Here is a 26,832-nt window from a genome sequence, read left to right as displayed (position 1 = left end):
AGCATCGCAACAATTAATAAGCCTCTGGTCGGTCATCTGATCTGATTTTTTTGTGTACAGCATCAAGGAATTGGAAATGAGCCCGGGCGCCAGAGGGTAGCAGCATTCCCCTCGCCACCAGACCCGACCAGAGCCTCATTTCCTCCGTGGCGCAAAAAGCCGCCCCGATCTCGGCAAAGGGGGGAATTTGTCGGTAGAATGGCGCCATTGCTTAAGGAGACCCTCATGATCGACCCGAAAAAACTGGAAGAGATCGCCAAACAGATTCACAACTCCCTGCCGCCCGGCATCCGCAGCATGGGTGAAGAGGTGGAGAAGAAGACCCGCCAGGTGCTGCAGGCCCAGCTGAACAAGCTGGATCTGGTCAGCCGCGAAGAGTTCGACGTTCAGACCAAGGTGCTGCTGCGCACCCGGGAGAAGCTGGCTGCCCTGGAGGCCAAGCTGGCCCAGCTGGAGCAGCAGCTCGCCGCCAAGGGCGAGTGATCCGGCCTGACCCGGCAGTAGATAGCACAAACCCCAGCCTGGCTGGGGTTTGTTGTTTCTGACGATCAGCGTAGGGGCGATTAGGCCGTGACATGCCGTCAGCGCTTATTGGCCGCCTGCATGTTCGGGGTCAGATAAACTCGTAGGCGTCGCCGAAGATGCGCTCGGGCTCGGCACCCAGCACCTTGAACTCTTCCCGGGCGGCGCCCGCCATCTCGAAGCGGCCCGCCACATAGATGTCGTAGTCATGCAGGCTGACGAAGTCATCCATGATGGCCTTGTGCACCAGGCCGGTCTTGCCGGTCCAGTCACTCTCGGGCTCCTGCACCACGGGGATGAAGGTCAGGGGGGCATAGTCGCGCTCCCACTGCTGCACCTGCTCCAGCTCGTAGAGCCAGTGCGCCTGACGCACGCCCCAGTAGAGGAACACGGGGCGCTTGCTGCCGCTGTCGATCAGATACTCCAGGATGGCGCGGGCGTAGGAGAAGCCGGTGCCACCCGCCATCAGGATCAGCGGACGGGGAGACTCGTCCCGCAGGAACGCCTTGCCGGCGGCCAGCTCGACCTCGATCTCGCCCTGTTCGCGCATGCGGGCCAGCACCTGGCCGGCATAGGCGTTTTCCGGGGTGGCGCCGATCTGCAGCTCCAGCCGACCGGCACGGGTCGGCGAGTTGGCGATGGAGAAGGGGCGCTTGTCCGAATCGCTCATCACCACCAGCAGATACTGGCCTGGCTTGAAGCTCACCTCCTGCTGCGGCGTCAGGGCCACGTGCCAGATGGTGTCGACATATTCGCGCAGTTCCTCTACGCGGCACTTGATACGTTGCATTCTTGTCCTTGTGAGGGGCCTGCCCGGCCCGCTTCGCTCATGGTTTCACTATTGTTGTGGCGACCAGTCAAGTGGTCAGGTCAGTCGAGCATACCCAATTCGGCACGGCAATACCGCACTTTTGCGTCGGCATGGCCGTCCGTCGGGGAGTTCCTCAGTCGAGGATCTTCAGCTCGTCCCAGATGGCGTCGATCTTCTGCTTCACCGCTTCGTCCTGGACGATGGGCTGACCCCACTCCCGATTGGTCTCCCCCGGCCACTTGTTGGTGGCGTCGAGCCCCATTTTGGAGCCGAGCCCCGACACTGGCGAGGCGAAGTCGAGGTAGTCGATCGGGGTGTGCTCGATCAGGGTGGTGTCGCGGGCCGGGTCCATCCGGGTGGTGATGGCCCAGATCACGTCCTTCCAGTCCCGGGCGTTGATGTCGTCGTCGCAGACGATCACGAACTTGGTGTACATGAACTGGCGCAGGAAGGACCAGACCCCCAGCATCACCCGCTTGGCGTGGCCCGGGTAGCGCTTCTTGATGGTGACCACCGCCATCCGGTAGGAGCACCCCTCCGGCGGCAGATAGAAGTCCACGATCTCGGGGAACTGCTTCTGCAAGAGCGGCACGAACACCTCGTTCAGTGCCACCCCCAGCACCGCCGGCTCATCGGGCGGACGGCCGGTGTAAGTGCTGTGATAGATGGCATCCCGCCGCTTGGTGATGTGGGTGATGGTGAAGACCGGGAACTCGTCCACCTCGTTGTAGTAACCGGTATGATCCCCGTAGGGGCCTTCCGGAGCCATCTCGCCCGACTCCAGGTACCCTTCCAGCACGATCTCGGCGCTGGCGGGCACCTCCAGGTCGCAGCTCAGCGCCTTCACCACCTCGGTGCGGCTGCCCCGCAGCAGACCTGCGAAGGCGTATTCGGAGAGGGTATCCGGCACCGGCGTCACCGCGCCGAGTATGGTCGCCGGATCGGCGCCGAGCGCCACCACCACCGGGAAGCGCTCGCCGGGGTGCGCCTCCTGCCACTCGCGAAAATCGATGGCGCCGCCGCGGTGATCCAGCCAGCGCATGATGAGCTTGTTCTTGCCGATCTTCTGCTGGCGGTAGATGCCGAGGTTCTGGCGCTTCTTGTAGGGGCCGCGGGTGATGGTCAGACCCCAGGTCACCAGGGGGGCCACGTCCCCCGGCCAGCAGTGCTGGATCGGGATCTGGTCGAGATCCACAGCATCCCCTTCCAGCACCACCTGCTGGCAGGGGGCGGAAGAGAGGCGCTTGGTCGGCATGTTGAGCACCTGCTTGAAGATGGGCAGCTTCTCCATCAGCTCCTTGAGCCCGCGGGGAGGCTCCGGCTCCTTCAGATAGGAGAGCCAGGTCCCCACCTGACGCAGGGCGCCGACGTTGGGCTGCCCCATCCCCATGGCGACCCGATCCGGCGTGCCAAACAGGTTCGTCAGCACCGGCATGGTGTGGCCCTTGGGGTTTTCGAACAGCAGGGCCGGGCCACCCGCACGCAGGGTACGGTCGCTGATCTCGGTCATCTCCAGATAGGGATCTATCTCGCGACTGATGCGCCTGAGCTGGCCGTTTTGTTCCAACTGCGCGATGAAATCACGCAAGTCCTTGTATTTCATGCAGGTACCCTAGCGGGATCAGGAGGTCCCGCATTATAACCCTGGCCGCGTATCCGGTGTACCCGTATCGGACACCATGACGGACGAGGCGTGACGCCGCTCCTGCCGGGTGAGCCTGTCCGCCAGTTGTCCCAGCAGCCTGGGCTCGTCCATCTCCAGCAGCAAGCCGGCCACCAGCCCCCCATATTGATGCTTGCCGAGCTCTGCCAGCAGGTATTGCTGGGCCCCTTCCGGCAGCGGCGACAGCCGGCTGAGCTGGCGCAGGGCGGGTACCATCAGGCGCTCGTTGCGGCTGGCGGCGATCAGCAGATCGCTCGCCTCCTGGCCTGTGTAGAAGCGGGGAATGGCGTGCAACGCCGCCAGGCTGTCGTGATCCACGGGCTGGCGCCACAACTTGAGGTAGAGCGCCGTGTCCCCGGTCTGCTCGATGAGGTGCAGCAGCAGCTGGTTGTCCGGCAGGAAGAGGTTGAGGGTGGCGAGCCGACCCGCCTCGCGCCGCAGCACGACCGGGGGCTGTCCATCGAGCACGGCCAGCAGCGCCTCCTGCTGCTGGGGCAGGTCCGGATTACTGCTGTAGTAGATCTGCTTGAAGTCGAAGCGATCCTGTTCCAGCAGCTGGCGGTAGTTGCCCTGCCAGGCCAGCTGCTGCCAGTGCTGCAGCACCAGCCTGGCCTCGGCCGCAAAGTCGTAGGCGGGCAGCTGGACCAGGAAGCCGTCCACCTTCCCCTCCACCAGCCATTGCGGCGCCTTGGCGGCCTGCGCCCGCACCCAGGCCTGCAGCGCCGGGCTGGGGGCGGATGCCGACTTGAGATCGCTCAGCAGCTGGAACAGCAGGTACTCCCGCTGCCCCACGGACAGCGTCTCCAGCAGCGAATCCATGGCATCAAACTGCCCCTGTGCCAGCCGGCTGTCCAGGTATTCACGGTGGCCCTGCAGCCCCTCGTCTGCCACCAGCGGCCCCTGCAGCTGCGGCGGCGTGTCGGCGTAGACGGGAGCGGCCAGCAACCAGCCAATCCATATGAGTAACACTAGCTTCATGACGTCCCTGTCCTTGTGACATCTAGGCTCACATACTACTAAGCCAGCCGTGAAATAGATAAACAAAAACCGCGACCTGGGCCGCGGTTTTGTCATGCCAAGAGGCAGTTACTTCTGCTGACGCTTCATGGAGTCGAAGAACTCGTCGTTGGTCTTGGTCGCAGACAGCTTGTCGATCAGGAACTCGATGCTGTCGATCTCCCCCATGGGGTGGATGATCTTGCGCAGGATCCACATCTTCTGCAGCTCGTCCGGCGCGGTCAGCAGCTCTTCCTTGCGGGTGCCGGAGCGGGTGATATCGATGGCCGGGTAGGTGCGCTTCTCGGCGATCTTGCGCGAGAGGTGCAGCTCCATGTTGCCGGTGCCCTTGAACTCTTCGTAGATGACTTCATCCATCTTGGAGCCGGTGTCGATCAGCGCGGTGGCGATGATGGTCAGGCTACCGCCTTCCTCGACGTTGCGGGCCGCACCGAAGAAGCGCTTCGGACGGTGTAGGGCGTTGGCGTCCACACCACCGGTCAGTACCTTGCCGGAGGAGGGGATCACGGTGTTGTAGGCACGGGCCAGACGGGTGATGGAGTCCAGCAGGATCACCACGTCCTTCTTGTGCTCGACCAGGCGCTTGGCCTTCTCGATCACCATCTCGGCGACCTGGACGTGACGGGAGGCCGGCTCGTCGAAGGTGGAGGCAATCACTTCGCCCTTCACCATTCGCTGCATCTCGGTCACTTCTTCCGGACGCTCGTCGATCAGCAGGACGATCAGTTCGCAGTCGGGGTGGTTGTAGGCGATGCTCTGGGCGATGTTCTGCAGAAGCATGGTCTTACCGGCCTTGGGCGGTGCGACGATGAGGCCACGCTGGCCCTTGCCGATGGGAGACGCCAGATCCAGCACGCGGGCGGTGATGTCTTCGGTAGAACCGTTGCCACGCTCCATGCGCAGACGCTCGTTGGCGTGCAGGGGGGTCAGGTTCTCGAACAGGATCTTGTTGCGGGAGTTTTCCGGGCGGTCGTAGTTGACGTCGTTGACCTTGAGCAGGGCGAAGTAGCGTTCACCCTCTTTCGGCGGCCGGATCTTGCCGGAGATGGTATCGCCGGTACGCAGGTTGAAGCGACGGATCTGGCTGGGGGAGACATAGATGTCATCCGGGCCAGCGAGGTAAGAGCCGTCTGCACTGCGCAGGAAACCGAAACCATCGGTCAGGATTTCCAGCACACCGTCGCCAAAGATATCCTCGCCACCCTTGGCGTGCGCCTTGAGGATCGCGAAGATGATGTCTTTCTTGTGCGCCCGAGCCAGATTTTCCAACCCCATGGATTCGCCAAGCTGTACCAGCTCGGACACAGGAGTGTTCTTTAGTTCAGTCAGATTCATAGTGGTGAAAGTCTGTAAGCAAGGATTGAAATGAGGAGACAGTCTGCTGGATTGATGCTGATCGGATTTGACTTGCCAGGCTTGTGAAGCAAAGAGTCAGGCAAAAAGGTTAGCAAACGAGCGATAAACTAGCACCAATCGGGATGAGCGTCTAGGTGATAAAACACAAGGAGCGCATTATTGCAATGCGCTCCTTCTTGATTATTACAGGTTACCGTCCAGGAACTCTTTCAGCTGAGTCTTGGACAGGGCGCCGACCTTGGTGGCTGCCACTTCGCCATTCTTGAACAGCAGCAGGGTCGGGATACCGCGAATGCCATACTTGGGCGGAGTGTCGGCGTTATGATCGATGTTCAATTTCGCCACGGTCACGCGACCTTCGTATTCCTGAGCAACCTCGTTCAGGATCGGGGCGATCATCTTGCACGGACCGCACCATTCAGCCCAGAAATCGACCAGAACGGGGCTGTCGGCTTTGATTACATCGGCCTCGAAGCTGGCATCGCTCAGCTGAACAATCTTGTCACTCATCTCCAACTCCAGTCAGTAATTAAGGCTTTATTGATGCTTCAACAAAGGCAATAGTTGCCCTATTTGAAATGATCCTGTTTATTATTGCAAGCCTAACCTGATAACCTACCGCCATGAGCAAAACACATCTAACGACCGAAAAATTCGCCCAAATGGGCCTCGAACCCGAAGTTCTGGCTGGTCTGGAATCAAAGGGATTTCACTATTGCACGCCCATCCAGGCACTCTCCCTGCCCCTGCTGGTAGAAGGTCATGACCTCGCCGGTCAGGCCCAGACGGGGACCGGCAAGACCCTGGCTTTCCTGGCGGCCACCTTCAACTATTTGTTGACCCATCCGCTGACCAAGCCGCGCCTCATCAACCAGCCCCGCGCCATCATCATGGCCCCGACCCGGGAGCTGGCTGTCCAGATCTACAACGATGCAGAGAGCATGTCTGTCTCTACCGGGCTCAAGCTCGGCCTCGCCTACGGCGGTGAAGGGTACGACAAGCAGCTGGCCGTGCTGGAACAGGGTGTCGACATCCTGATCGGCACCACGGGTCGCATCATCGACTACTTCAAGTCCAAGGTGATCGATCTCGGCAACATCCAGGTCGTGGTGCTGGACGAAGCGGATCGCATGTTCGATCTCGGCTTCATCAAGGACATCCGTTTCCTGTTCCGCCGCATGCCCCCCGCCACCGAGCGTCTGAGCATGCTGTTCTCCGCCACCCTCTCCCTGCGGGTACAGGAGCTGGCCTACGAGCACATGAACCACCCGGAGCATGTGCAGGTCGAGCCGGAACAGATGACTGGCGTGCGGATCAAGGAGGAGCTCTTCTACCCCTCCAACGAAGACAAGATGTTGCTGCTGCTCTCCCTGATGGAAGAGGAGTGGCCGGAGAAGGCCATCGTCTTCGCCAACACCAAGCACGTCTGTGAGGACGTTCACGCCTGGCTGGAAAACGACGGCCACCGCGTCGGCCTGCTGACCGGCGACGTGCCGCAGAAGAAGCGGATGAAGATCCTGGACGAGTTCACCAAGGGCACGCTGGATATCCTGGTTGCCACCGACGTGGCTGCCCGTGGTCTGCACATCCCCGACGTGACCCACGTCTTCAACTACGACCTGCCCGACGATGCCGAGGATTATGTCCACCGCATCGGTCGTACCGGCCGTGCCGGCAGAAGCGGTCACTCCATCAGCCTGGCCTGTGAAGACTATGCCTTCAACCTGCCGGCCATCGAGGAGTACATCCACCACCCCATCCCGGTCAGCAAGTACGACCGTGAGGCACTGTTGGATGACGTGACCGCGCCGAAACGGGTGTTCCGCAACCGTCAGCCGGTGAACCGCAACATGCGGGATCGCCAGGGCGGTGGCAACAGCAACAACCGTCGTCGTCCCCCCCGCAAGAACTGAGGGACAGGCCCAGTTGCACAACTCGCCTCTCTATGCCGCCATCGACCTCGGCTCCAACAGCTTCCATATGCTGGTGGTGCGCGAGGTCGCTGGCGCTCTGCGCACCGTCACCAAGGTCAAACGCAAGGTTCGCCTCGCCGCCGGCCTGGATGCCGATTTTCGCCTGAACCGCGCCGCCATGGAGCGGGGCTGGGACTGTCTGCGCCTGTTCTCGGAGCAGCTGCAGGACATCCCCTCCGACAACATCCGGGTAGTCGGCACCGCCACCCTGCGACTGGCCACCAACGTAGACGACTTCCTGCAGGAAGCGGAACGGGTGCTCAACCACAACATCGAGATCATCTCGGGTGAGGAAGAGGCCAAGACCATCTACGAGGGGGTCTCCTGGACCTCGGCGGGGGAAGGCAACCGGCTGGTGATCGACATCGGCGGGGCCAGCACCGAGCTGGTCATCGGCGAGCAGAGCGAGGCGAAGCTGCTCAACAGCCTGCACATGGGCTGTGTCACCTGGCTCAACAACCACTTCGGTGATGGCGAGCTCTCCGAGACCCGCTTCGAGCAGGCCATCGCCGCCGCCAAGGCGGTACTGGAGAAGGTGGCAGAGGATTACCGCGTCCTCGGCTGGCGTACCTGCGTCGGCGCCTCCGGCACCGTCCAGGCGCTGCAGGAGATCATGCTGGCCCAGGGCAAGAGCGAGCGTGTCACCCTGCCGAAGTTGCAGGAGTTGATGGGGCAAGCCATCGCCTGTGGCAGGCTCGATCAGTTGCAGCTCGAAGGGCTGGCCGCCGAGCGGCTGACCGTGTTCCCCTCCGGTCTCGCCATCCTGATCGCCATCTTCGAGACCCTCGGCATCGAGAGCATGACCCTGGCCGGTGGCGCGCTGCGCGAGGGGTTGATCTACGGCCTGCTCGGCAACAATCACGACTGTGACGCCAGGGATCGCACCGCAGACAGCCTGATCAGCCGCTATCAGCTGGACAAGGAGCATGCCGAGCGGGTGCGCGACACCGCCATCGAGGCCTTCGCCCAGCTGCAACCGGCCTGGCGCCTCTCCAAGCGCTACGGCCGTCCGATCCTGCGCTACGCAGCCCTGTTGCACGAGATAGGCCTCTGCATCGAATACAAGAAGGCGCCCCAGCACGCCGCCTACATCATCGACAACATCGACATGCCGGGCTTCACCCCTGCACAGAAGAAGCTGTTGTCGGCCCTGCTGTTCAACCAGCGGGACGAGTTCAAGCCAGAGCCGCTGGAGAAGCAGGGCGCTGTCACCGCTCGTCAGGCGATACGGCTGGCCCGCATCCTGCGCATCTCTCTCATCCTCTGCATGCGCCGCACCCAGGGCACAGTGCCCAGATTCCTGCTGCAGGCCGATGAGGACACCCTGACCCTGACCCTGCCCAAGGGCTGGCTGGATGAGCACTACCTGCGCGCCAGCGAACTGCGCCTCGAGGTGGAGCGCCAGCAGAAGATGGGCTGGCCCACCCGCCTGCTCGAAGCCTGAATGGGCGCCCCGCGCCCGTTCTGCTCTCTTTTCCGTCTGTTCCGACAAGCTCCTTCGCACCCACTGCTGGTGCCATTCAAGGCCTCGCCATTGATTTTATTATTTTTTTAATCAATTCCGGTCATGTCGCCTTTCCCGCCCGGCTAGTCAGTGCCAACCACTCGGCTAGAGTTGAATGGTCTCTCCCATAGGAACGGAAACCATGAAACACATACCCCTGATAGCCCTGACCGCCCTGCTGACCGCCTGCGGTGGCGGCGGTGACGGCGACAACAACAGCCAGCCGAATGCCCAGATGTCCCTGGCCTTCTCCGACGCCCCGGTGGACTCGGTCAGCAAGGTCTGCATCGCCGTCTCCAATATCAGCATCAACCCGGTCACGGGGGGGGAGCAGAACTGGACGACAGCCAGTTTCCTGACCTCGGCCCAGGACGACGGCTGCACCCCGACCGGGGAGAGCATCCCCCTCGATGGCAGCGGCCATCCGCTGTTCACCTATATCGATCTGCTGAGCTATCAGGGTTCCGCCAGTCGCCCCCTGCTGGCCAGCCAGAGCGTGGTCCCCGGCGAATACAGCCAGATGCGGTTGCGGGTACTGGACGGGCGTGAGGTGGCCAACCAGTTCCTGGACGGCACCCCCTACTCCTACGTCAAGCAGGATGACGGCGTGATCAAACCGCTGGAGGTGCCCAGCAGCGAGCTCAAGCTGGATGCCTTCACCATCGCCGCCAACGGCCTCAGCGCCTTTACCACCGAATTCGATCTGCGCCACTCCATGGTGCTGCCGGGCCACGAGGAGTACTACAAGCTCAAGCCCAGAGGGGTGCGACTGGTGAACACCACCGAGGTCGCCACCGTCAGGGGAACAGTGTCTGCCGGGCTCTGTGGCGGTCAGCTGACCGACAAGGCGTTCGTCTACTTCTATGACGAGCTGCGCCCGGAGGGCGACAACGCCTATCCCGACATGGCCGACAGCGACAACGGCTTCTATGCCAGCGCCCCCGTGGTGCTGAACAACGGTGTCTTCGGTTACGAGCTGGGTTTCGTGGAACTGGGGCACTATGATGCCGTGCTGGTCTGCAACGGTGACGAGGATGATCCCGAGCTGGCTGGCGACGCATTGCAGCAAGAGTTGGTAGTGAAAGACCGGATCGTGGCCGCCCCCGCCACCACCATCGACTTCCAGTAAGGCCTATGAGGAGGCGACGGCACCATGAGCGACTACCAACCCATCGCCTGCGACCTCTATGACTGGCTCGAGATCGCCGCCAGCTGGCACCTGCCGGTGACGATCACCGATCGGCATGGCCGCCAATGGACGGACGGGATCCGGACCATAGCGGCCAACGAGGGGGTCGAGTACTTGCTGCTGACCAGCAACGAGCGCCTGAGCCTGGCCGATCTGGCCACTCTGGATCTGGTCTGGCAGGGTGAGGCAAAGCGGATCCACTTCGCCCCCCTCCTCTGATCCCCCGACACAAAAAGGAGGGCCAACCCCGGGTTGGCCCTCCTTTCTTTTATCCCGCCATGGCGACTGGCATCAGCTCGCCCCCAGGGCCGCCATCACGTAGACGTCGAAGCGGTTGCTCTTGGTCTCGATGGCCATGCTGGGCTTGTGCTCGTTGAGCCAGCCTGCGTAGTCCGGGCGCTTCACCACCACCCGCTTGTCCGCCATCCTGAGCGCCGCCGGCAGCAGGGCATCGGCGTCCAGATCCGCCCCCACCAGAGACTGGAACACCCGCATCTCCTTCTTCACCAGAGCCGACTTCTGCTTGTGAGGAAACATGGGGTCGAGGTAGATGACCTCGGGCCGCTCGGCCAGCGCCAGCAGGGTCTCCACCGCCGGGCCTTGCCGCAGTTGCATCCGCTCGCGCACCCAGGGGCCTATTTCGGGATCCATGGCCGCCCGGCTCAGGCCGTCCTGCAGCAGGGCCGCCACCACAGGGCTGCGCTCGATCAGGGTCACCTTGCAGCCAAGGGAGGCCAGCACGAAGGCATCGCGTCCCAGACCGGCGGTGGCATCCACCACGGTCGGCATGGCCCCCGACTTGAGTCCCACCGCCTTGGCGATGGACTGGCCGCGCCCTCCGCCGAACTTGCGGCGATGGGCGACTGCCCCTTCCACGAAATCCACATAGACGGCCCCCAGCTTGGGTTCGTCCAGCTTGCGCAGCTCCAGCCGCGACTCGGTCAGCACCAGCGCAAAGGGGGCGGGAAACTCCACGTCGGCGAGGCGCTGGCGCAGGGCGTCGAGCTCGCCATCGCGGGCGGGGACTTCACTGAAAACCTGAATATGGGGCATAACACGAACTCATCACGGCGCAGAAGCCGGCATGATAGCAGATGCGGGGGATCAGCTCACCGTGGTCAGGTTCATCCCCTGACGGTTGAGACCCAGATACTCCACCAGATCGTCGAAGGGCAGCGGGCGGCTCAGCAGATATCCCTGGGTGAAGGCACATCCCTTCTGGCAGAGGAAGTTGAGCTGCTCCCGGGTCTCCACTCCCTCGATCACCACCTGCATGCCGAGGTTGTGCACTATGTTGATGATGCCGTCGAGCAGCAGCCTGTCCTGCTCGTTGAAGGGGATGTGGCGCACGAAGGAGCGATCGATCTTCACCAGATCCACCGGGAAGGTGCGCAGATAGTTGAGGGCCGAGTAGCCGGTGCCGAAGTCGTCGATGGCCAGCTTGCAGCCCGCCTCGCGCAGCGCGTCGATCCGCACCCTGTGCTGATCGCTGCTCTCCATCAGCAGGGATTCGGTGATTTCGATGATGATGTCCGCCGGATCCAGGTTGAAGTGGCGTATCACCCTGAGCCACTCGCTCGCCTCCGGATCTATCGTCTGGAACTCCAGGGTGGAGCGGTTGATGGACATCTGCAGATCCGGGAAGCCGGACTGCTGCAACCTGGCCAGATCCCGGCACGACTGCCACAGCACCAGAGCCCCGAGCCCCTGGATGAGCCCCGCCTCCTCCGCCAGGGGGATGAAGTCCGCCGGCGAGACCTGGCCCCACCGGGGATGATACCAGCGCACCAGGGCCTCCAGTTTGGCGACCCGGCCGCTGCGGTTGTCCCAGATGGGCTGGTAGGCCATGGTCAGCTGTCCCAGCTTGATGGCCTCCGCCAGATCGCGCTGCATCTGGTGGCGCTGGCTCACCTCTTCCCGCATGGAGGCGTTGTAGGATCCCAGGGGGCGCCCCTGCCGCTTGGCGACAAACAGGGCCTGCTCCGCGTTGCGCAGCAGCTCGTCACCATCCTCCCCGTCGTGGGGGCACAGGGTGATGCCCATGGTCGCCGTCACATAGAGGTGCTGGTTGGCCAGCATGAAGGGGCGGGCGAAGCCGCCGATCACCTGCTTGGCAAACACCTCGGCCTGGCGCCGGTTGACGATGCCGGGCACCAGGAAGGCAAATTCGTCCCCCCCGATGCGGGCCACCACATCCTCGGTCCGCACGCGGCTCACCAGCCGATCCGACACCTCCCGCAGCAGGGCATCGCCCACATGGTGATCCATGCTGTTGTTGACCGCCTTGAAGTTGTTGAGGTCGAGCACCATCAGGGCGAAACGCTCCCCCCGCTCGCAGAAGCGGGTGAGGCAGCGGCCGAACAGCCAACGGTTGGGCAGCCCGGTCAGGTTGTCGTAGTTGGCCTGGGTGGCGATCTTCTGCTCCGCCAGCTTGGTCTGGGAAATGTCGCTGAAAATGGCGATGTACTGGCTGATCCTGCCCTCTTCCCGCAGGGCGCTGATCATCAGCTGCTGGGGGTAGAGCTTGCCGTTCTTGCGCTTGTTCCACACCTCGCCGCGCCAGATCCCCACCCGTTTCAGGGCGTGGTACATGTCCGCGTAGAAGGTCTGATCGTGCAGCCCGGACTTGAGCATGCTGGGGCGCTGGCCGCAGGCCTCCTCCTCGCTGTAGCCGGTGATCTTCTCGAATGCCGGGTTCACCGAGATGATGCGGCTGTCACCATCGCACACCAGGATCGCCTCGGAGAGGTTGTCGTAGACCCGGTGGGAGAGCTTGAGCTGCTCGGCATGACGCCGGATGGAATCGATGTTCTCCAGCACCACCATCAGGTAGTCGGGCTGCATCCGCTCGTTGCGGATCAGGGTCACCGTGACCCGGCCCCACAGCACGCTACCATTCCGGTGCAGGTAGCGTTTCTCCTGGGTGAAGGCGGGGCACTCCCCCCGGTTCAGCGAGGCGTAGAGCGCAATGCTGGTCTGCCAATCGTCCGGGTGGTTGATCTCGCCGATGGTGAGCTGCTGCAGCTCCTGCTGGCTGTAGCCCAGCATCTTTTCGATGGCCGGATTGGTCCAGAGAATGTTCCCCGCCAGATCGAGCTTGCCGATCCCCACGGGGGCGTGGGACATCATGGTGTCCAGGAAATGGGGGCTGTCCGGTAGTTCAGGCTGGGTCTGACGCTCCTGCTGGTACATCAGCGCCAGCTCGCGGCCGGCGAGCGGGGCCAGCAGACGCAGCAGGCGCATGACCTTGTCCATCCTGGGCATGGCCCGCTTGAACATGACGCTGCACAGCCCCAGGGTCTCCCCTTCGGCGCTCTTGAGCGCGATGCCGGCATAGGCCCGAACCTGACAACGCTCCAGCACGGCGGCATGGGGGAAGAGCTCCAGGGCGCGATCGCTGAACCAGGCCTCTCCCTGCTGCATGGCGATCTCGCCAGGGGTAGCGGCGAGGGGAAAGCTGTAGGAGTTGATATCGAGGGAGGCGGGATAGGCGGCATGCACGGTGAAGAACAGCCCGGCCTGATCCTTGCCCGAAACCAGGACGAAATCGGCCCCGAGCACGTTGGCGATTTCACTCACGAAGGTATCAAAATATCCCCGACCACTCGCATGAGACAGGCTTGAGATGATTTGATAGACAGACTCGAGTGCTCGCCTCATGGCAAGGTTGTTTCTCTCCCGGCAAGGTAGAACCCGACTCTACTGAAGAGGCGGCGACAGTGCAAATATGCACTCCGCAAGATATTAAAAAGCCTTGTAAAAAGGGACCCAAAGGTCCCTTTTTATCTCAAAAATCACGTTTTGATCCCACTATGTCGCAAAAAGTACCTGATTGGCACTCGACATTGCGATGGATGGCAGAGAAAGAGATCCCCGCGGCCCCCTGGTCATCAACCGGCCAGGCACCCGCGGGAAGCCCGTCATGCCGCGATGCCGCTGTGGCGCAACAGGGCATCCACCTGGGGCTCGCGACCACGGAAGGCGCGGAACAGCTCCATGGGCTCCCTGGAGCCGCCCTTCTCCAGAATGTGCTTCAGGAAGGCGTGACCGGTCTCCGGATTGAAGATCCCCTCCTCCTCGAAGCGGGAGAAGGCATCGGCGGAGAGCACCTCGGCCCACTTGTAGCTGTAGTAGCCCGCCGCATAGCCCCCAGCGAAGATGTGGGAGAAGCTGTGCTGGAAACGGTTGAACGCCGGGGGCGTCATCACCGCCACCTGGCTGCGCACCTCGCTCAGCAACGCCGGGATCTGGTCCGGGTTGGCCGGGTCAAACTCCTGGTGCAGGCGGAAGTCGAACAGGGCGAACTCCAGTTGGCGCAGCATCTGCATCGCCGCCTGGAAGTTGCGGGCCGTCATCATCTTCTCCAGCAGATCCGCAGGCAGCGGCTCCCCGGTCTCGTGATGGCCGGAGATAAAGGCCAGCGCCTCGGACTCCCAGCACCAGTTCTCCAGGAACTGGCTCGGCAGCTCCACCGCATCCCAGGCCACGCCGTTGATACCGGCCACGCCGGCCACGTCGATCCGGGTCAGCATGTGGTGAATGCCGTGGCCGAACTCGTGGAACAGGGTGACCACTTCGTTGTGGGTGAACAGGGCCGGCTTGCCATCCACCGGGCCATTGAAGTTGCAGGTCAGGTAGGCCACCGGCTTTTGCAGCGACCCGTCCTGACGGTAGCGACGGCCGAGGCAGACATCCATCCAGGCGCCGCCCTGCTTGTGCTCGCGGGCATAGAGATCGAGGTAGAAGCTGCCACGCAGCTCGTCATCGGCGTCGAAGATATCGTAGAAGCGTACGTCCGGGTGCCAGGTGTCGATGCCGAGGCGCTCGCGCACCTTCATGCCGAACACCCGCTTGACCACCTCGAACAGTCCTTTCACCACCCGGCCGGCGGGGAAGTAGGGGCGCAGCTGCTCGTCGGAGATGGAGAATTTGTGCTGCTTGAGCTTCTCGGCGTAATAGGAGAGATCCCAGGCGGCCAGTTCGCTCTGGCCGTGTTGCTCGGCGGCGAAGGCGCGGATCTCGTCGAGCTCCGCCTTGCCTTGCGGCAGGGATTTGGCCGCCAGATCCGTGAGGAAGTTCACCACCTGCTCAGGCTTGTCCGCCATCTTGGTGGCCAGCGACAGCTCGGCGTAGTTGGCAAAGCCCAGCAACCGGGCCAGCTCGCGGCGCAGGGCGAGCAGCTCGGTCATGATGGCGGAGTTATCCCACTTGCCGGCATTCGGCCCCTGATCGGAGGCGCGGGTGGTGAAGGCCTCGTACAGCTCGGCCCGCAGGGCGCGATTGTCGGCGTACATCATCACCGGCAGGTAGGAGGGGATGTCCATGGTGAACAGCCACCCCTCCTTGCCCTTGAGCTCGGCCATCTGACGGGCGGCGGCTTGCGCACTCTCCGGCAGACCTGCCAGCTCGGCCTCGTCAGTCACCAGCTTGCTCCAGCCCTGGGTCGCGTCCAGCACGTTGTTGCTGAAGCGGGAGGCGAGCTCGGAGAGGCGGGCCTGAATTTCGCCGTAGCGCTGCTGCGCCTCGGCGGGCAGACCGATGCCGGAGAGGCGGAAGTCACGTAGGGTGTTCTGGATCTCCTTGCGCTGGGCATCGTCCAGGCGCGGGAAGTCGTCGCTCTCGAACAGCGCCAGATAGGCCTGGTAAAGCCCCTCGTGCTGGCCGACATAGGTCTGGAATTCGGAGAGCAGCGGCAGGCAGGCGTCATGAGCCGCGCGCAGCGCCTCGCTGTTCTGCACGGCGTTGAGGTGGCTGACGGGGGACCAGATCCGCGACAGGCGGTCGTTGACCTCCTCCAGCGGCGCGATCAGGCTGTCCCAGGTATGGGGCTCCTTCTGGGCCAGCACATCCTCAATCTTCTGTTTGCAATCGGCGATGGCCTGCGTCACGGCAGGTTGCACCTGATCGGGCTGGATCTGGCTGAAGGGAGGCAGCGAGTCCATTGTCAGCAAAGGGTTAGTCATCTGCGGTACCTCTAAATGCTCTGCAGCCCCTGCCGTCCAGAAGCTTGCTTGGACCATCTAAGATGTAGGCAGAAACCCCATTTATCAAGCCTTTGCAGCCAATAGACGGGCATGTTGCCCACTTTTTGGGATGAGTTGCTCACAAAACGAGCGGCCCGCCCGCCAGAGACGACAATGCCGGCCCGGGGCCGGCATTGTCAGCAGGATGACGCCACCGCCTCAGCGCTGGGCGTCCTCCTTCAGCCACTGGGCCACGCGCTTGGCGAAGTAGGTGAGGATGCCGTCGGCACCGGCCCGCTTGAAGCAGAGCAGGGACTCCAGGACGCACTCCTTCTCCTTCAGCCAGCCGTTCTGGATCGCCGCCATGTGCATGGCGTACTCGCCGCTCACCTGGTAGGCGAAGGTCGGCACACCGAACTGATCCTTCACCCGGCGGATGATGTCGAGATAAGGCATGCCCGGCTTGACCATGACGCTGTCGGCCCCTTCGGCGATGTCCAGCGCCACCTCGTGCAGGGCCTCGTTGCCGTTGGCCGGATCCATCTGATAGGTGGCCTTGTTGCTCTTGCCGAGGTTGCCGGCGGAGCCCACCGCATCGCGGAACGGGCCGTAGTAGTGGGAAGCGTACTTGGCGGAGTAGGCCATGATCTGGACGTTGACGAAGCCGTTCTCCTCCAGGGCCGCACGGATGGCACCGATACGGCCGTCCATCATGTCGGACGGTGCGACTATGTCGGCACCGGCGGCGGCATGGGAGAGCGCCTGCTTCACCAGGATCTCGGTGGTGATGTCGTTCATCACATAGCCTTCATCGTCAATGATGCCGTCCTGACCGTGGGTGGTGAAGGGGTCGAGCGCCACGTCCGTGATGACCCCGAGCTCCGGGAAGCGGGCCTTGAGGGCGCGGGTTGCCCGCTGGGCCAGGGCATCCGGGTTGTAGGCTTCCTCCGCCATCAGGCTCTTTCTCTCCAGAGGCGTCACCGGGAACAGGGCCACCGCCGGTACGCCCAGGGCGACCAGTTCGGCGGCCTCTTCGAGCAGCAGGTCGATGGAGAGGCGATCCACCCCCGGCATGGAGGCGACGGCTTCCCGCTGACCCTCTCCCTCCAGCACGAAGACGGGATAGATGAGATCGTCGACAGTCAGTACGCTCTCGCGCACCAGACGACGGCTGAAATCATGTTTGCGCACCCGGCGCAGACGGCGACCCGGGAAGGCCCCCGGAAGAGTTGTGGCCATGAATCACTCCAAAAGCGGAAGTTGGAAGAATGCGGCGGAGGTGGCCCGGGTATGGGCCAGCAAGGCCTCGGGCGCTTCACCACGGCAGGCCGCCACCACCTGGGCGATGTGCGGCAAGAAAGCGGGTTCGTTGCGTTTGGGCCTGGGCTTCAGATCCCGCGGCACCAGGTAGGGGGCGTCCGTCTCTATCATCAGGCGACCGGCCGGAATGCGGGCCACCTGCTCGCGCAGCAGCTGGCCGCGCCGCTCGTCACAGAGCCAGCCGGTCACCCCGATGTGCAGCCCCAGCGCCAGGCACTCGTCGAGCTCGGCGTCGGAGCCGGTGAAGCAGTGCAGCACGGCTCCGGGCAACCTGGGAAGCCAGGGGCGCAGGATCTCGACGAACCTTTCATGGGCATCACGGCAATGGAGAAACACCGGCATCCCGAGCTCGGCAGCCAGCGCCAGCTGGGCATCAAACACCGCGTCCTGCACAGGACGGGGGGAGAAGTCGCGGTTGTAGTCCAGGCCACACTCGCCGATGGCCACCACCTGGGGCAGCGCCGCCAGCTCGCGCAGGGCGGGCAGGGTCGCCGCGTCGACGCTCCTGGCATCGTGGGGGTGCACTCCGGCGGTGGAGAAACAGTAGCCCGGCCACTGGGTGGCCAGCTCCGCGCTGGCCTGGCTGCCGGCCAGATCGGTGCCGGTCAGGATCAGGGCCTCCACGCCGGCGGCGCGGGCGCGGGTCACCAGCTCGGCTTGCTCGTCAGCAAACTGGCTGCTGGTCAGGTTCACACCTATGTCGATCATGGGGTCAGCGGGTCCGAACAAAAGGAAGACATATCAGGCATTTGAAAACCATCTACTCGATGGGGCCTTACCATACGCCTCGAACGGAGGCATGAAAAGAGGAAGGGAGCCTCAGCTCCCCTCTTCCGATTGTTCCTGCTCCTGCTCGTCTTCTTTCTTCACGTAGAAGCGGGCGAAGAAGAGCCCCAGTTCCCAGAGCGCCCACATGGGGATCGCCAACAGGGTCTGGGAGAACACATCCGGCGGCGTCAGCAGCATGCCGACCACGAAGACCCCGACGATGACGTAGGGGCGCTTCTCCTTCAGGCTCTTGGGGGTGGTCACCCCGGTCCAGCACAGCAGTATGGTGGCGACCGGGATCTCGAACGCCACCCCGAACGCGAAGAACAGGGTCAGCACGAAGTCCAGATAGCTGGCAATGTCGGTCGCCACCGTCACCCCGGCGGGGGCAGTACTGGTGAAGAAGCCGAACACCAGCGGGAACACCACGTAGTAGGCAAACGCCATCCCCGCATAGAAGAGCACGGCGCTGGAGGCGACCAGCGGCATGATGAGGCGTCGCTCGTGCTGGTACAGACCGGGGGCGATGAAGGCCCAGGCCTGATAGAGCAGATAGGGGATCGCGACGAAGAAGGAAACCACCAGGGTCAGCTTGATGGGCGTGATGAAGGGGGTCGCCACATCCGTCGCTATCATGCTGGTGCCTTCCGGCAGCTGGCTGAGCAGCGGCTGTGCGATGAAGTCGTAGATGTCGTTGGAGAAGTAGATCAGCGCGACGAACACCAGCAGGATGGCGCCAACGGAACGCAACAGGCGTGTTCTCAGCTCCACCAGGTGGCTGATGAGGGGTTGCTCGGCCTGACTCATGGCTTCGCCTCCCCTTGCCTGGCATCTGGCTCGGTGCTGCGCACCTCATCCACGGGGGCAGCCTGCTCGGGATCGGCCACAGCGGCAGCTTGCGGCACCGACGCCTCCTTCACCTCGGCCACGGCCGGGGCGGGGCGGATGGTGTTCTGCTGTTCGTATGGGCGGTTCACCGACTGGGCAGCCGCCTTCAGCTGCTCGATGGACTCCTGCAGCTCGGGGCTCAGGTTGTTCATCTGCAGCTTTTCGGCCTTCTTCAGATCGTTGTGCAGCTCTTGCAACTTGAGCTCCTGTTCCAGCTCGGACTTCACCGAGTTGGCGGTACTGCGGATCAGCCTGATCCAGTGACTGGCGGTCCGGATCGCCACCGGCAACCGCTCGGGCCCCAGCACCACCAGGGCGACGACACCGATGACGATCAGCTCCCAAAAACCGATGTCGAACATGGCTTAGGCCTGATCTTTGTCTTTCTGCTTGGCGGTGTCGGCGCTGTTGGCCGTCTCGTTCAACTGCTTGGTCGGAAACTCGGCGTCCTTCTGCTCGGGCTTGGTGTCGGCCGGCTCATCGGAGAGCGCCTTCTTGAACCCCTTGACCGCCGCACCCAGATCGCCGCCGATGCCGCGCAGCTTCTTGGTCCCGAACAACAGCACGACGATGACTGCGATGATCAACAACTGCCAAATACTGATACCACCCATGACTTTCTCTCCAGGATTGGCGCCCGCAGGCGCACTGTGTTTAATGAGAACGGGTTCGCAGCCAACCCAGCAGCCAGCATAACCCGGCGCCGGCGAGGCTGATTTGTCCCCACTCAATGTGTTGTTTCTGGGCCAGCAAGAATACACCCGCCAATAGCAGGCTGGCTCCAACCCCTAAGAGGTAGCGCGCCTCCCCCTGGCGACGACTGTGCCGGCGAAAATCGGCGAACATCTGGTCGAAATGGTGCTGCTGATGTCGGGCCTGGCGCAGGGTCTCGTAGACCAGCTCAGGCAGCTCCGGCAGCTTCTCCGCCCAGAAGGGGGCCTTCTCCTTGATGGCATTCCACACCGCCTTGGGACCGACCTGCTCGTGCATCCAGTTTTCCAGATAGGGCTTGGCGGTCTGCCACAGGTCCAGCTGGGGATAGAGCTGACGACCCAGCCCTTCCACGTAGAGCAGGGTCTTCTGCAGCAGCACCAGCTGCGGCTGCACCTGCATGTTGAAGCGACGAGCGGTGTTGAACAGGTTGAGCAGCACGTGGCCGAACGAGATCTCGGAGAGCGGCTTCTCGAAGATGGGCTCCAGCACGGTGCGGATGGCAAACTCGAACTCGTCCACCTTGGTATCGGGCGGCACCCAGCCGGACTCCACGTGCAGCTGGGCGACCCGCTGGTAGTCACGGTTGAAGAAGGCGAGGAAGTTCTCCGCCAGGTAGCGCTTGTCTTCCCGGTTCAGGGTACCGACGATGCCGCAGTCGATGCCGATCCAGAGCGGATTCTCGGGGTGCTCGTAAGAGACGAAGATGTTGCCCGGGTGCATGTCGGCGTGGAAGAAGCTGTCGCGGAACACCTGGGTGAAGAAGACCTCCACCCCGCGCTCGGCCAGCAGCTTCATGTTGGTGCCGTTGGCCTCCAGCGCCGCGATGTCGGAGACGGGAATGCCGTAGATGCGCTCCATCACCAGCACCTGCTCACGGCAGTGATCCGTATACACCTCGGGCACATAGAGCGCCTCGGAGCCGGTGAAGTTGCGACGCAGCTGGATGGCGTTGGCCGCCTCCCGCATCAGGTTGAGCTCGTCGAGTATGGTCTTGCGGTACTCTTCCACCACCTCGACCGGGCGCAGCCTGGCGCTCTGGGGCACGAAGCGGGCCACCAGACGGGCCAGCGCCTGCATCAGGCGCAGATCGGCCTCGATGACGGGCTCGATGTCGGGGCGGATCACCTTGATGACGATCTCGCGGCCGTTCTCTTTCAGGCGAGCGGTGTGCACCTGGGCGATGGAGGCGGACGCCAGCGGCGTCTCGTCGAAGTCGTCGAACAGGGTCTCGATGGTACAACCCAGGCTCGCCTCGATCTGGCGGCGGGCGGCCTGCCCACAGAAGGGAGGCACCCTGTCCTGCAGCAGCGCCAGCTCCTCGGCGATGTCCGGCGGCAGCAGATCGCGCCGGGTCGAGAGCATCTGGCCGAACTTGATGAAGATGGGGCCGAGGGCCTCGAAGGCGAGGCGAATGCGGGCACCGCGGCTCATGCCTTGCTGCTTGTTCTTGAGCCAGAACAGGCTGCGGCGGGCCAGCCGGCCGGGCCAGGGCTGGTAACGGGCGGGCACCAGCTCGTCGATGCCCTGCTCCAGCAGGATGCTGACGATGCGATAGAGGCGTTTGAACTCCTTCGGGGTCATCAGCTCACCTGTTGCTCGAGGCGGGCCAGACGCAGTTCGACGGCCTTGAGCTGTTGGGCCAGCACCTCGACGTCGTCGTTGAAGCTCGCCACCTCCAGGGGGCCGGGGGCCAGCCTGGCCTCCTCGGTCAGGTACTCCGCCAGCTGCCGCTGACTGCGGCACAGCTCGCGTCCCACCAGGCGACGCGCCTGACGGGCTCCGCTGCACAGGGTGTGGGCCAGCACGTCGCCGGTATAGCGGGACAGCTCCTCCTCCCAGTCGATGTCGAGCTCACCCAACAGCGCGCTGAACGCCTGCACCAGCTGGGGATCGCCGCTCAGATCCAGCTTCTCCTCGCGGATGTAGCGGGTCAGGGCGGAGGGCTCTTTGAGCAGACCGAGGGCGGTCAGGGAGAGGCTGAGCACCGCATCGGCCTCCCCTTCATAGCAGGCCAGCACATCCAGCCGGCGGTCGGAGAAGACAAACCAAAGCGGCTTGAGCTCGCGCAGCTCCAGCTTGAGCACCTTGCCCGCCAGCTTGCGCAGCCGCTCAGGGCTCTGCTTGTCGAGGGTCAGCAACTGGTTGAGGCTGGTTTCGATCACCGCGGTGACCATGGCATCCATCGGCATAGGCGACCTTAAAACTTGTAACCGCGGTGCAGGGCGACCACGCCCTGGGTCAGGTTGTAGAACTCCACCTGCTCGAACCCGACCTTCTCCATCATGCCAGCCAGGGTCTGCTGATCCGGGTGCATGCGGATCGACTCTGCCAGGTATTGGTAGCTTTCACTGTCGTTTGCGACAATTTCGCCCATTTTCGGCAGCAGTTTGAAGGAGTAGAGATCGTAAAGCTTGGCGATCACCTCGCTCTCCGGCTTGGAGAACTCCAGCACCAGCAGGCGACCGCCCGGCTTGAGCACCCGGAACATGGAGGCGAGCGCCTTGTCCTTGTCGGTGACGTTGCGCAGACCGAAGCCGATGGTGATGACGTCGAAGTGGTTGTCCGGGAAGGGGAGCGCCTCGGCGTTGGCCTGCACGTAGGAGACGTTGTTGGCTACCCCCAGGTTGCGCAGCTTGTCGCGACCCACCTTGAGCATGGAGTCGTTGATGTCTGCCAGCACCACCTGGCCAGTCTCGCCGACGATGCGGGAGAACTTGGCGGTCAGATCCCCGGTGCCACCGGCCAGATCCAGCACCTTCTGGCCCTTGCGGACCCCGGAGCAGTCGATGGTGAAACGCTTCCACAGGCGGTGAATGCCGAACGACATCAGATCGTTCATCAGATCATACTTGGCCGCCACCGAATGGAAGACGCCAGCCACCAGAGTTTCCTTCTCGGTCGCCGCCACGGTTTTATAGCCAAAATGCGTAGTACTAGTCTGTTCCGACATCCCTCAAATACCCATAGAGCAAAGAATGGCCGCCAGTTTACCAGAGCAGCCAGCATCCGGACACCTCAGAACCTGTTTAGTGCCTGTCGTACAAGGGTGGCAAGGGCCGGGACAACGGGGTGGGGAGCTGAATCTCAGCTGCCCATTGTCGCTATCTCATTTGGCACCTGAGAGGAGATGGCGCCTCACAGCCGGCTCACGACCAGCTGAATCCCCAGCACGACCATGGCCAGACAGAGGAACAGATTGAGCCCCACGTTGAGCAGCGCCTTGAGATAGGCCCCCTGCTGGGCCAGCACTACTGTATCCAGGGCGAAGGAGGAGAAAGTGGTCAGCGCCCCCAGAATACCGACCATCAGCAGCGGCTTCATCGGGTGTTCCACCACCTGGGCATGGGTGATGAGCGCATAGGCTATCCCCATGATGAAGGAGCCCACGACGTTGACCACCAGAGTGCCATAGGGGAAGTGGCGCCCCAGCAGCAAGGCCATCAATTCGGCGATCCCAAAGCGAAGGCAGGCACCGAAGGCGCCACCGACCGCGACAAATAACCAGGTTTGCATGGAACAGGCTCCAAAGGTATCAGGTCCTTATTATGCAAAATGCCGGCTGACAGGGACAGCCGGCAATTAATCGGCGAGTTTGAGGCGGATCAGCGACGAAAATCGACTGGTTCACTCTGTGCCAGATGCAGGGACGTCTCGGCGGGGCGAGTTTCGGCGATCACCTTGCCATGGCGGATAGAGTAGCGAACCGGCACCTGGCGGCGCACCGCATCGAAGCCATTGTCCGCTGGCAGGATCAACAGGTTGGCGGGCTTGCCAGTCTCGATGCCATAGCGATCCTGCACATTCAGGGTGCGGGCGCTGTGCGCCCCGATGAGTTTGAGGCTGTCATTGATCTGCTCGTAGCCCATGATCTGGCAGACATGCAGCCCCATGTGCAATACCTGCAGCATGTTGCCCGTGCCCATGGGGTACCAGGGGTCGAACACGTCGTCGTGGCCGAAACAGACGTTGATGTTCGCCTCCAGCATCTCCTTCACCCGGGTGATGCCCCGGCGCTTGGGATAGGTATCGAAACGCCCCTGCAGGTGGATGTTCACCAGCGGATTGGCGACAAAGTTGATATCCGCCATCCTGAGAAGCCGAAACAGGCGGGAGGCATAGGCACCGTTGTAGGAGTGCATGGCCGTGGTGTGGCTGGCGGTCACCCGCTGGCCGATGCCACGCTCGTAGGCCAGGGCCGCCAGCGTCTCGATAAAGCGGGACTGCTCATCATCGATTTCATCGCAGTGCACATCGACAAGAACCCCGTATTTTTCTGCAAGATCGAAGACGTAATGCAGACTTTCTACCCCATATTCCCGGGTAAACTCGAAATGGGGAATGGCGCCGATCACGTCGGCTCCGAGCTTGAGCGCCTCCTCCAGCAGTGCCTTGCCGTTGGGATAGGAGAGGATCCCCTCCTGCGGGAAGGCGACGATCTGCAGCTCCACCCACTCCTTCATCTCCTCCCGCACCTCTACCATGGCCTTCAACGCCACCAGGTTGGGATCGGAGACGTCGACATGGGTACGCACGAACTGGATGCCGTTGGCGATCTGCCATTTGAGGGTCTGGATAGCGCGCTGCTTCACATCCTCGTGGGTAAGGAGCGCCTTGCGCTCGGCCCAGCGTTCTATTCCTTCGAACAGGGTACCGGAGAGGTTCCAGCTCGGCTCACCCGCCGTCTGGGTGGTATCCAGGTGAATGTGAGGCTCGATAAAGGGCGCCACCGCCAGCCCCCCTTCCCCATCCAGCTCCCGGGTCGAGAGGAGCATCTGGCTCATGGGTGCCATGGTCCGGATCAGGCCATCCTGGCAGAGGATCTGCCACATCCCCTCCCTGTCAGCCAGACGCACATTCTTTATCAGCATGTTCCTTTCCCCTTGAAGAGACAGATAGCCTTTGCCAATCCACAACTTAGCTCGGATCAATTCAATAGAGAAGGGTTCACCATAAAGGGCTTCAGTAGGGATGAAGCCAGGATTGACCCAGATCGGCAGCGCGGGCTTGTTTCACAACTATCTGGAAAGTCCATCAGAAAGCTGGCTCTGAACGCCATAGAGAGTCACTGTGAATATAAACACGATAAGCGCCTGGTCGCAGCCATCCAGATCGAGGCTGCAAGGCAGGCCCATTTCTACCTGGATGTCAGACAGATATCGGCGAGATGAAGGGGAGAAAGACAGAAACAAAAAAGCCTCCCGATAGGGAGGCTTTCTTTTTAATGGTGCTGATACCCAGAATCGAACTGGGGACCTCATCCTTACCAAGGATGCGCTCTACCGACTGAGCCATATCAGCACACTAACCGGTAAAGACCACGCTCAGTGCGCAATCTTGAAATGGGTGCCTGGCAGTGTCCTACTCTCGCATGGCGAATGCCACACTACCATCGGCGCTACAGCGTTTCACTTCTGAGTTCGGCATGGGGTCAGGTGGTTCCACTGCGCTATTGCCGCCAGGCAAAAATCTTCAATCTGAAAAAGCTGATTTAGTTATTCGTTCTCGGTATCTGCTACAAGTCTTCGAACACTTCTTGGGTGTTGTATGGTTAAGCCTCACGGGTAATTAGTATGGGTTAGCTCAACACGTCGCCGCGCTTACACACCCCACCTATCAACGTTGTGGTCTCCAACGGCCCTTTAGGACCCTCAAGGGGTCAGGGATGACTCATCTCAGGGCTCGCTTCCCGCTTAGATGCTTTCAGCGGTTATCGATTCCGAACTTAGCTACCGGGCAGTGCCACTGGCGTGACAACCCGAACACCAGAGGTTCGTTCACTCCGGTCCTCTCGTACTAGGAGCAACTCCCTTCAATCATCCAACGCCCACGGCAGATAGGGACCGAACTGTCTCACGACGTTCTGAACCCAGCTCGCGTACCACTTTAAATGGCGAACAGCCATACCCTTGGGACCGACTTCAGCCCCAGGATGTGATGAGCCGACATCGAGGTGCCAAACACCGCCGTCGATATGAACTCTTGGGCGGTATCAGCCTGTTATCCCCGGAGTACCTTTTATCCGTTGAGCGATGGCCCTTCCATTCAGAACCACCGGATCACTATGACCTACTTTCGTACCTGCTCGACCTGTCCGTCTCGCAGTTAAGCTGGCTTATGCCATTGCACTAACCTCCTGATGTCCGACCAGGATTAGCCAACCTTCGTGCTCCTCCGTTACTCTTTGGGAGGAGACCGCCCCAGTCAAACTACCCACCAGGCACTGTCCGCGAGCCCGATTCAGGGCCCTGCGTTAGAACATCAAACATACAAGGGTGGTATTTCAAGGACGGCTCCAGCGCAACTGGCGTCACGCCTTCAAAGCCTCCCACCTATCCTACACATGTAGGTTCAATGTTCAGTGCCAAGCTGTAGTAAAGGTTCACGGGGTCTTTCCGTCTAGCCGCGGGTACACCGCATCTTCACGGCGAATTCGATTTCACTGAGTCTCGGGTGGAGACAGCATGGCCATGGTTACACCATTCGTGCAGGTCGGAACTTACCCGACAAGGAATTTCGCTACCTTAGGACCGTTATAGTTACGGCCGCCGTTTACCGGGGCTTCGATCAAGAGCTTCGCTTGCGCTAACCCCATCAATTAACCTTCCGGCACCGGGCAGGTGTCACACCCTATACGTCCACTTTCGTGTTTGCAGAGTGCTGTGTTTTTGATAAACAGTCCCAGCCATCTGGTCACTGCGACTCCCGTCAGCTCCATCCGCAAGGGACTTCACCAACAAGAGCGTACCTTCTCCCGAAGTTACGGTACTATTTTGCCTAGTTCCTTCACCCGAGTTCTCTCAAGCGCCTTGGTATTCTCTACCCGACCACCTGTGTCGGTTTGGGGTACGATGACTTGTAATCTGAAGCTTAGAGGCTTTTCCTGGAAGCAGGGCATCAATGGCTTCCGCACCGTAGTGCGTTCGTCTCGTGTCTCAGTGTTGTGTCTCCGGATTTGCCTAGAAACACCACCTACGCACTTTCACCAGGACAACCGTCGCCTGGCCCACCTAGCCTTCTCCGTCCCCCCATCGCAATTACAAGTCGTGCAGGAATATTAACCTGCTTCCCATCGATTACGCCTTTCGGCCTCACCTTAGGGGTCGACTCACCCTGCCCCGATTAACGTTGGACAGGAACCCTTGGT

23 protein-coding genes, 1 tRNA gene and 2 rRNA genes (1 of these 26 only partly in view) are annotated in these 26,832 nt (G+C 62.0%); 5 read left to right on the top strand and 21 right to left on the bottom strand.

Annotation, left to right across the window (positions count from 1 at the left end):
- Positions 1-225: 225 nt before the first annotated feature.
- Positions 226-483, top strand: coding sequence for an accessory factor UbiK family protein (locus I6L45_RS06660; protein ID WP_043763927.1), 258 nt, complete (start codon positions 226-228; stop codon positions 481-483).
- Positions 484-613: 130 nt separating this feature from the next.
- On the opposite strand, the gene fre is transcribed toward I6L45_RS06660, so the two are convergent.
- From fre to trxA, 5 genes are all read right to left on the bottom strand, one after another.
- A complete protein-coding gene (gene fre, locus I6L45_RS06655; protein ID WP_210549800.1) occupies positions 614-1,312 on the bottom strand; it encodes an NAD(P)H-flavin reductase in 699 nt (232 codons plus the stop codon).
- 154 nt (positions 1,313-1,466) lie between these two features.
- A complete protein-coding gene (gene ubiD, locus I6L45_RS06650; protein ID WP_216983764.1) occupies positions 1,467-2,936 on the bottom strand; it encodes a 4-hydroxy-3-polyprenylbenzoate decarboxylase in 1,470 nt (489 codons plus the stop codon).
- 33 nt (positions 2,937-2,969) lie between these two features.
- Complete coding sequence (locus tag I6L45_RS06645) at positions 2,970-3,974, bottom strand: hypothetical protein (protein ID WP_216983763.1); 1,005 nt, start codon at positions 3,972-3,974, stop codon at positions 2,970-2,972.
- Positions 3,975-4,082: 108 nt separating this feature from the next.
- Complete coding sequence (gene rho, locus I6L45_RS06640; protein WP_042079206.1) at positions 4,083-5,348, bottom strand: transcription termination factor Rho; 1,266 nt, start codon at positions 5,346-5,348, stop codon at positions 4,083-4,085.
- A gap of 204 nt (positions 5,349-5,552) precedes the next feature.
- Positions 5,553-5,879 carry a thioredoxin TrxA gene (gene trxA / locus I6L45_RS06635; protein WP_042079207.1) on the bottom strand — a complete coding sequence of 109 codons (327 nt, stop codon included), beginning with the start codon at positions 5,877-5,879 and terminating at the stop codon, positions 5,553-5,555.
- A 113-nt stretch (positions 5,880-5,992) separates the two neighbouring features.
- Here trxA and rhlB point away from each other — a divergent pair, with 113 nt between their 5' ends.
- The 4 genes from rhlB to I6L45_RS06615 all read left to right on the top strand — a co-directional run bounded on the left by rhlB (position 5,993) and on the right by I6L45_RS06615 (position 10,254).
- A complete protein-coding gene (rhlB, locus tag I6L45_RS06630) occupies positions 5,993-7,282 on the top strand; it encodes an ATP-dependent RNA helicase RhlB (protein WP_216983762.1) in 1,290 nt (429 codons plus the stop codon).
- A 13-nt stretch (positions 7,283-7,295) separates the two neighbouring features.
- Entirely contained in the window at positions 7,296-8,786 is a 1,491-nt protein-coding gene (gene gppA / locus I6L45_RS06625) for a guanosine-5'-triphosphate,3'-diphosphate diphosphatase (protein ID WP_134696715.1), read from the top strand.
- Between the two features lie 202 nt (positions 8,787-8,988).
- Entirely contained in the window at positions 8,989-9,975 is a 987-nt protein-coding gene (locus I6L45_RS06620; RefSeq protein ID WP_216983761.1) for a DUF4382 domain-containing protein, read from the top strand.
- A 24-nt stretch (positions 9,976-9,999) separates the two neighbouring features.
- Positions 10,000-10,254 carry a Rho-binding antiterminator gene (locus tag I6L45_RS06615; RefSeq protein WP_216983760.1) on the top strand — a complete coding sequence of 85 codons (255 nt, stop codon included), beginning with the start codon at positions 10,000-10,002 and terminating at the stop codon, positions 10,252-10,254.
- Positions 10,255-10,326: 72 nt separating this feature from the next.
- Here I6L45_RS06615 and I6L45_RS06610 read toward each other — a convergent pair whose 3' ends face one another.
- The 16 genes from I6L45_RS06610 to I6L45_RS06535 all read right to left on the bottom strand — a co-directional run.
- Complete coding sequence (locus I6L45_RS06610) at positions 10,327-11,079, bottom strand: class I SAM-dependent methyltransferase (protein WP_134696742.1); 753 nt, start codon at positions 11,077-11,079, stop codon at positions 10,327-10,329.
- Positions 11,080-11,139: 60 nt separating this feature from the next.
- Complete coding sequence (locus tag I6L45_RS06605) at positions 11,140-13,695, bottom strand: EAL domain-containing protein (RefSeq protein ID WP_216983759.1); 2,556 nt, start codon at positions 13,693-13,695, stop codon at positions 11,140-11,142.
- Positions 13,696-13,955: 260 nt separating this feature from the next.
- Positions 13,956-15,998: an oligopeptidase A gene (gene prlC / locus I6L45_RS06600; RefSeq protein ID WP_216983758.1), complete on the bottom strand. Its 2,043-nt coding sequence runs from the start codon at positions 15,996-15,998 to the stop codon at positions 13,956-13,958.
- A 219-nt stretch (positions 15,999-16,217) separates the two neighbouring features.
- The gene (hemB, locus tag I6L45_RS06595; RefSeq protein ID WP_216983757.1) at positions 16,218-17,237 is read right to left on the bottom strand and encodes a porphobilinogen synthase; all 1,020 of its coding nucleotides are present in this window, start codon (positions 17,235-17,237) and stop codon (positions 16,218-16,220) included.
- Positions 17,238-17,240: 3 nt separating this feature from the next.
- Positions 17,241-18,026 carry a TatD family hydrolase gene (locus I6L45_RS06590; RefSeq protein ID WP_216983756.1) on the bottom strand — a complete coding sequence of 262 codons (786 nt, stop codon included), beginning with the start codon at positions 18,024-18,026 and terminating at the stop codon, positions 17,241-17,243.
- A gap of 111 nt (positions 18,027-18,137) precedes the next feature.
- A complete protein-coding gene (gene tatC / locus I6L45_RS06585; protein WP_043763907.1) occupies positions 18,138-18,893 on the bottom strand; it encodes a twin-arginine translocase subunit TatC in 756 nt (251 codons plus the stop codon).
- On the bottom strand, positions 18,890-19,336 hold the full coding sequence (tatB, locus tag I6L45_RS06580; RefSeq protein ID WP_216983755.1) for a Sec-independent protein translocase protein TatB: 447 nt from the start codon (positions 19,334-19,336) through the stop codon (positions 18,890-18,892). The genes tatC and tatB overlap by 4 nt, the downstream gene beginning before the upstream one ends.
- Before the next feature lie 3 nt (positions 19,337-19,339).
- A complete protein-coding gene (tatA, locus tag I6L45_RS06575) occupies positions 19,340-19,588 on the bottom strand; it encodes a Sec-independent protein translocase subunit TatA (protein WP_210549808.1) in 249 nt (82 codons plus the stop codon).
- Between the two features lie 40 nt (positions 19,589-19,628).
- Positions 19,629-21,269, bottom strand: a complete 1,641-nt coding sequence (gene ubiB, locus I6L45_RS06570; protein ID WP_216983754.1) for a ubiquinone biosynthesis regulatory protein kinase UbiB — start codon at positions 21,267-21,269, stop codon at positions 19,629-19,631.
- Positions 21,269-21,877 (bottom strand): SCP2 domain-containing protein, encoded by a 609-nt coding sequence (locus I6L45_RS06565; protein WP_216983753.1) that lies wholly within the window; start codon positions 21,875-21,877, stop codon positions 21,269-21,271. Before I6L45_RS06565 ends, ubiB begins: the two co-directional genes overlap by 1 nt.
- A gap of 8 nt (positions 21,878-21,885) precedes the next feature.
- A complete protein-coding gene (ubiE, locus tag I6L45_RS06560; protein WP_043763902.1) occupies positions 21,886-22,638 on the bottom strand; it encodes a bifunctional demethylmenaquinone methyltransferase/2-methoxy-6-polyprenyl-1,4-benzoquinol methylase UbiE in 753 nt (250 codons plus the stop codon).
- Positions 22,639-22,823: 185 nt separating this feature from the next.
- Positions 22,824-23,201 (bottom strand): fluoride efflux transporter CrcB, encoded by a 378-nt coding sequence (gene crcB, locus I6L45_RS06555; protein ID WP_043763901.1) that lies wholly within the window; start codon positions 23,199-23,201, stop codon positions 22,824-22,826.
- An 89-nt stretch (positions 23,202-23,290) separates the two neighbouring features.
- Complete coding sequence (locus I6L45_RS06550; RefSeq protein ID WP_216983752.1) at positions 23,291-24,556, bottom strand: cytosine deaminase; 1,266 nt, start codon at positions 24,554-24,556, stop codon at positions 23,291-23,293.
- Positions 24,557-24,910: 354 nt separating this feature from the next.
- A tRNA-Thr gene (locus I6L45_RS06545) sits at positions 24,911-24,986 on the bottom strand.
- 47 nt (positions 24,987-25,033) lie between these two features.
- A 5S ribosomal RNA gene (rrf, locus tag I6L45_RS06540) occupies positions 25,034-25,148 on the bottom strand.
- 84 nt (positions 25,149-25,232) lie between these two features.
- Positions 25,233-26,832, bottom strand: a 23S ribosomal RNA gene (locus I6L45_RS06535) (it continues 1,289 nt past the right edge of the window).

Origin of the sequence: Aeromonas sp. FDAARGOS 1415 (genome assembly GCF_019048365.1) — a bacterium.
Lineage (GTDB): Bacteria > Pseudomonadota > Gammaproteobacteria > Enterobacterales > Aeromonadaceae > Aeromonas > Aeromonas taiwanensis.
The sequence above is the reverse complement of the archived record's forward strand: the minus strand, read 5'-3'. Positions and strand labels throughout refer to the sequence as shown.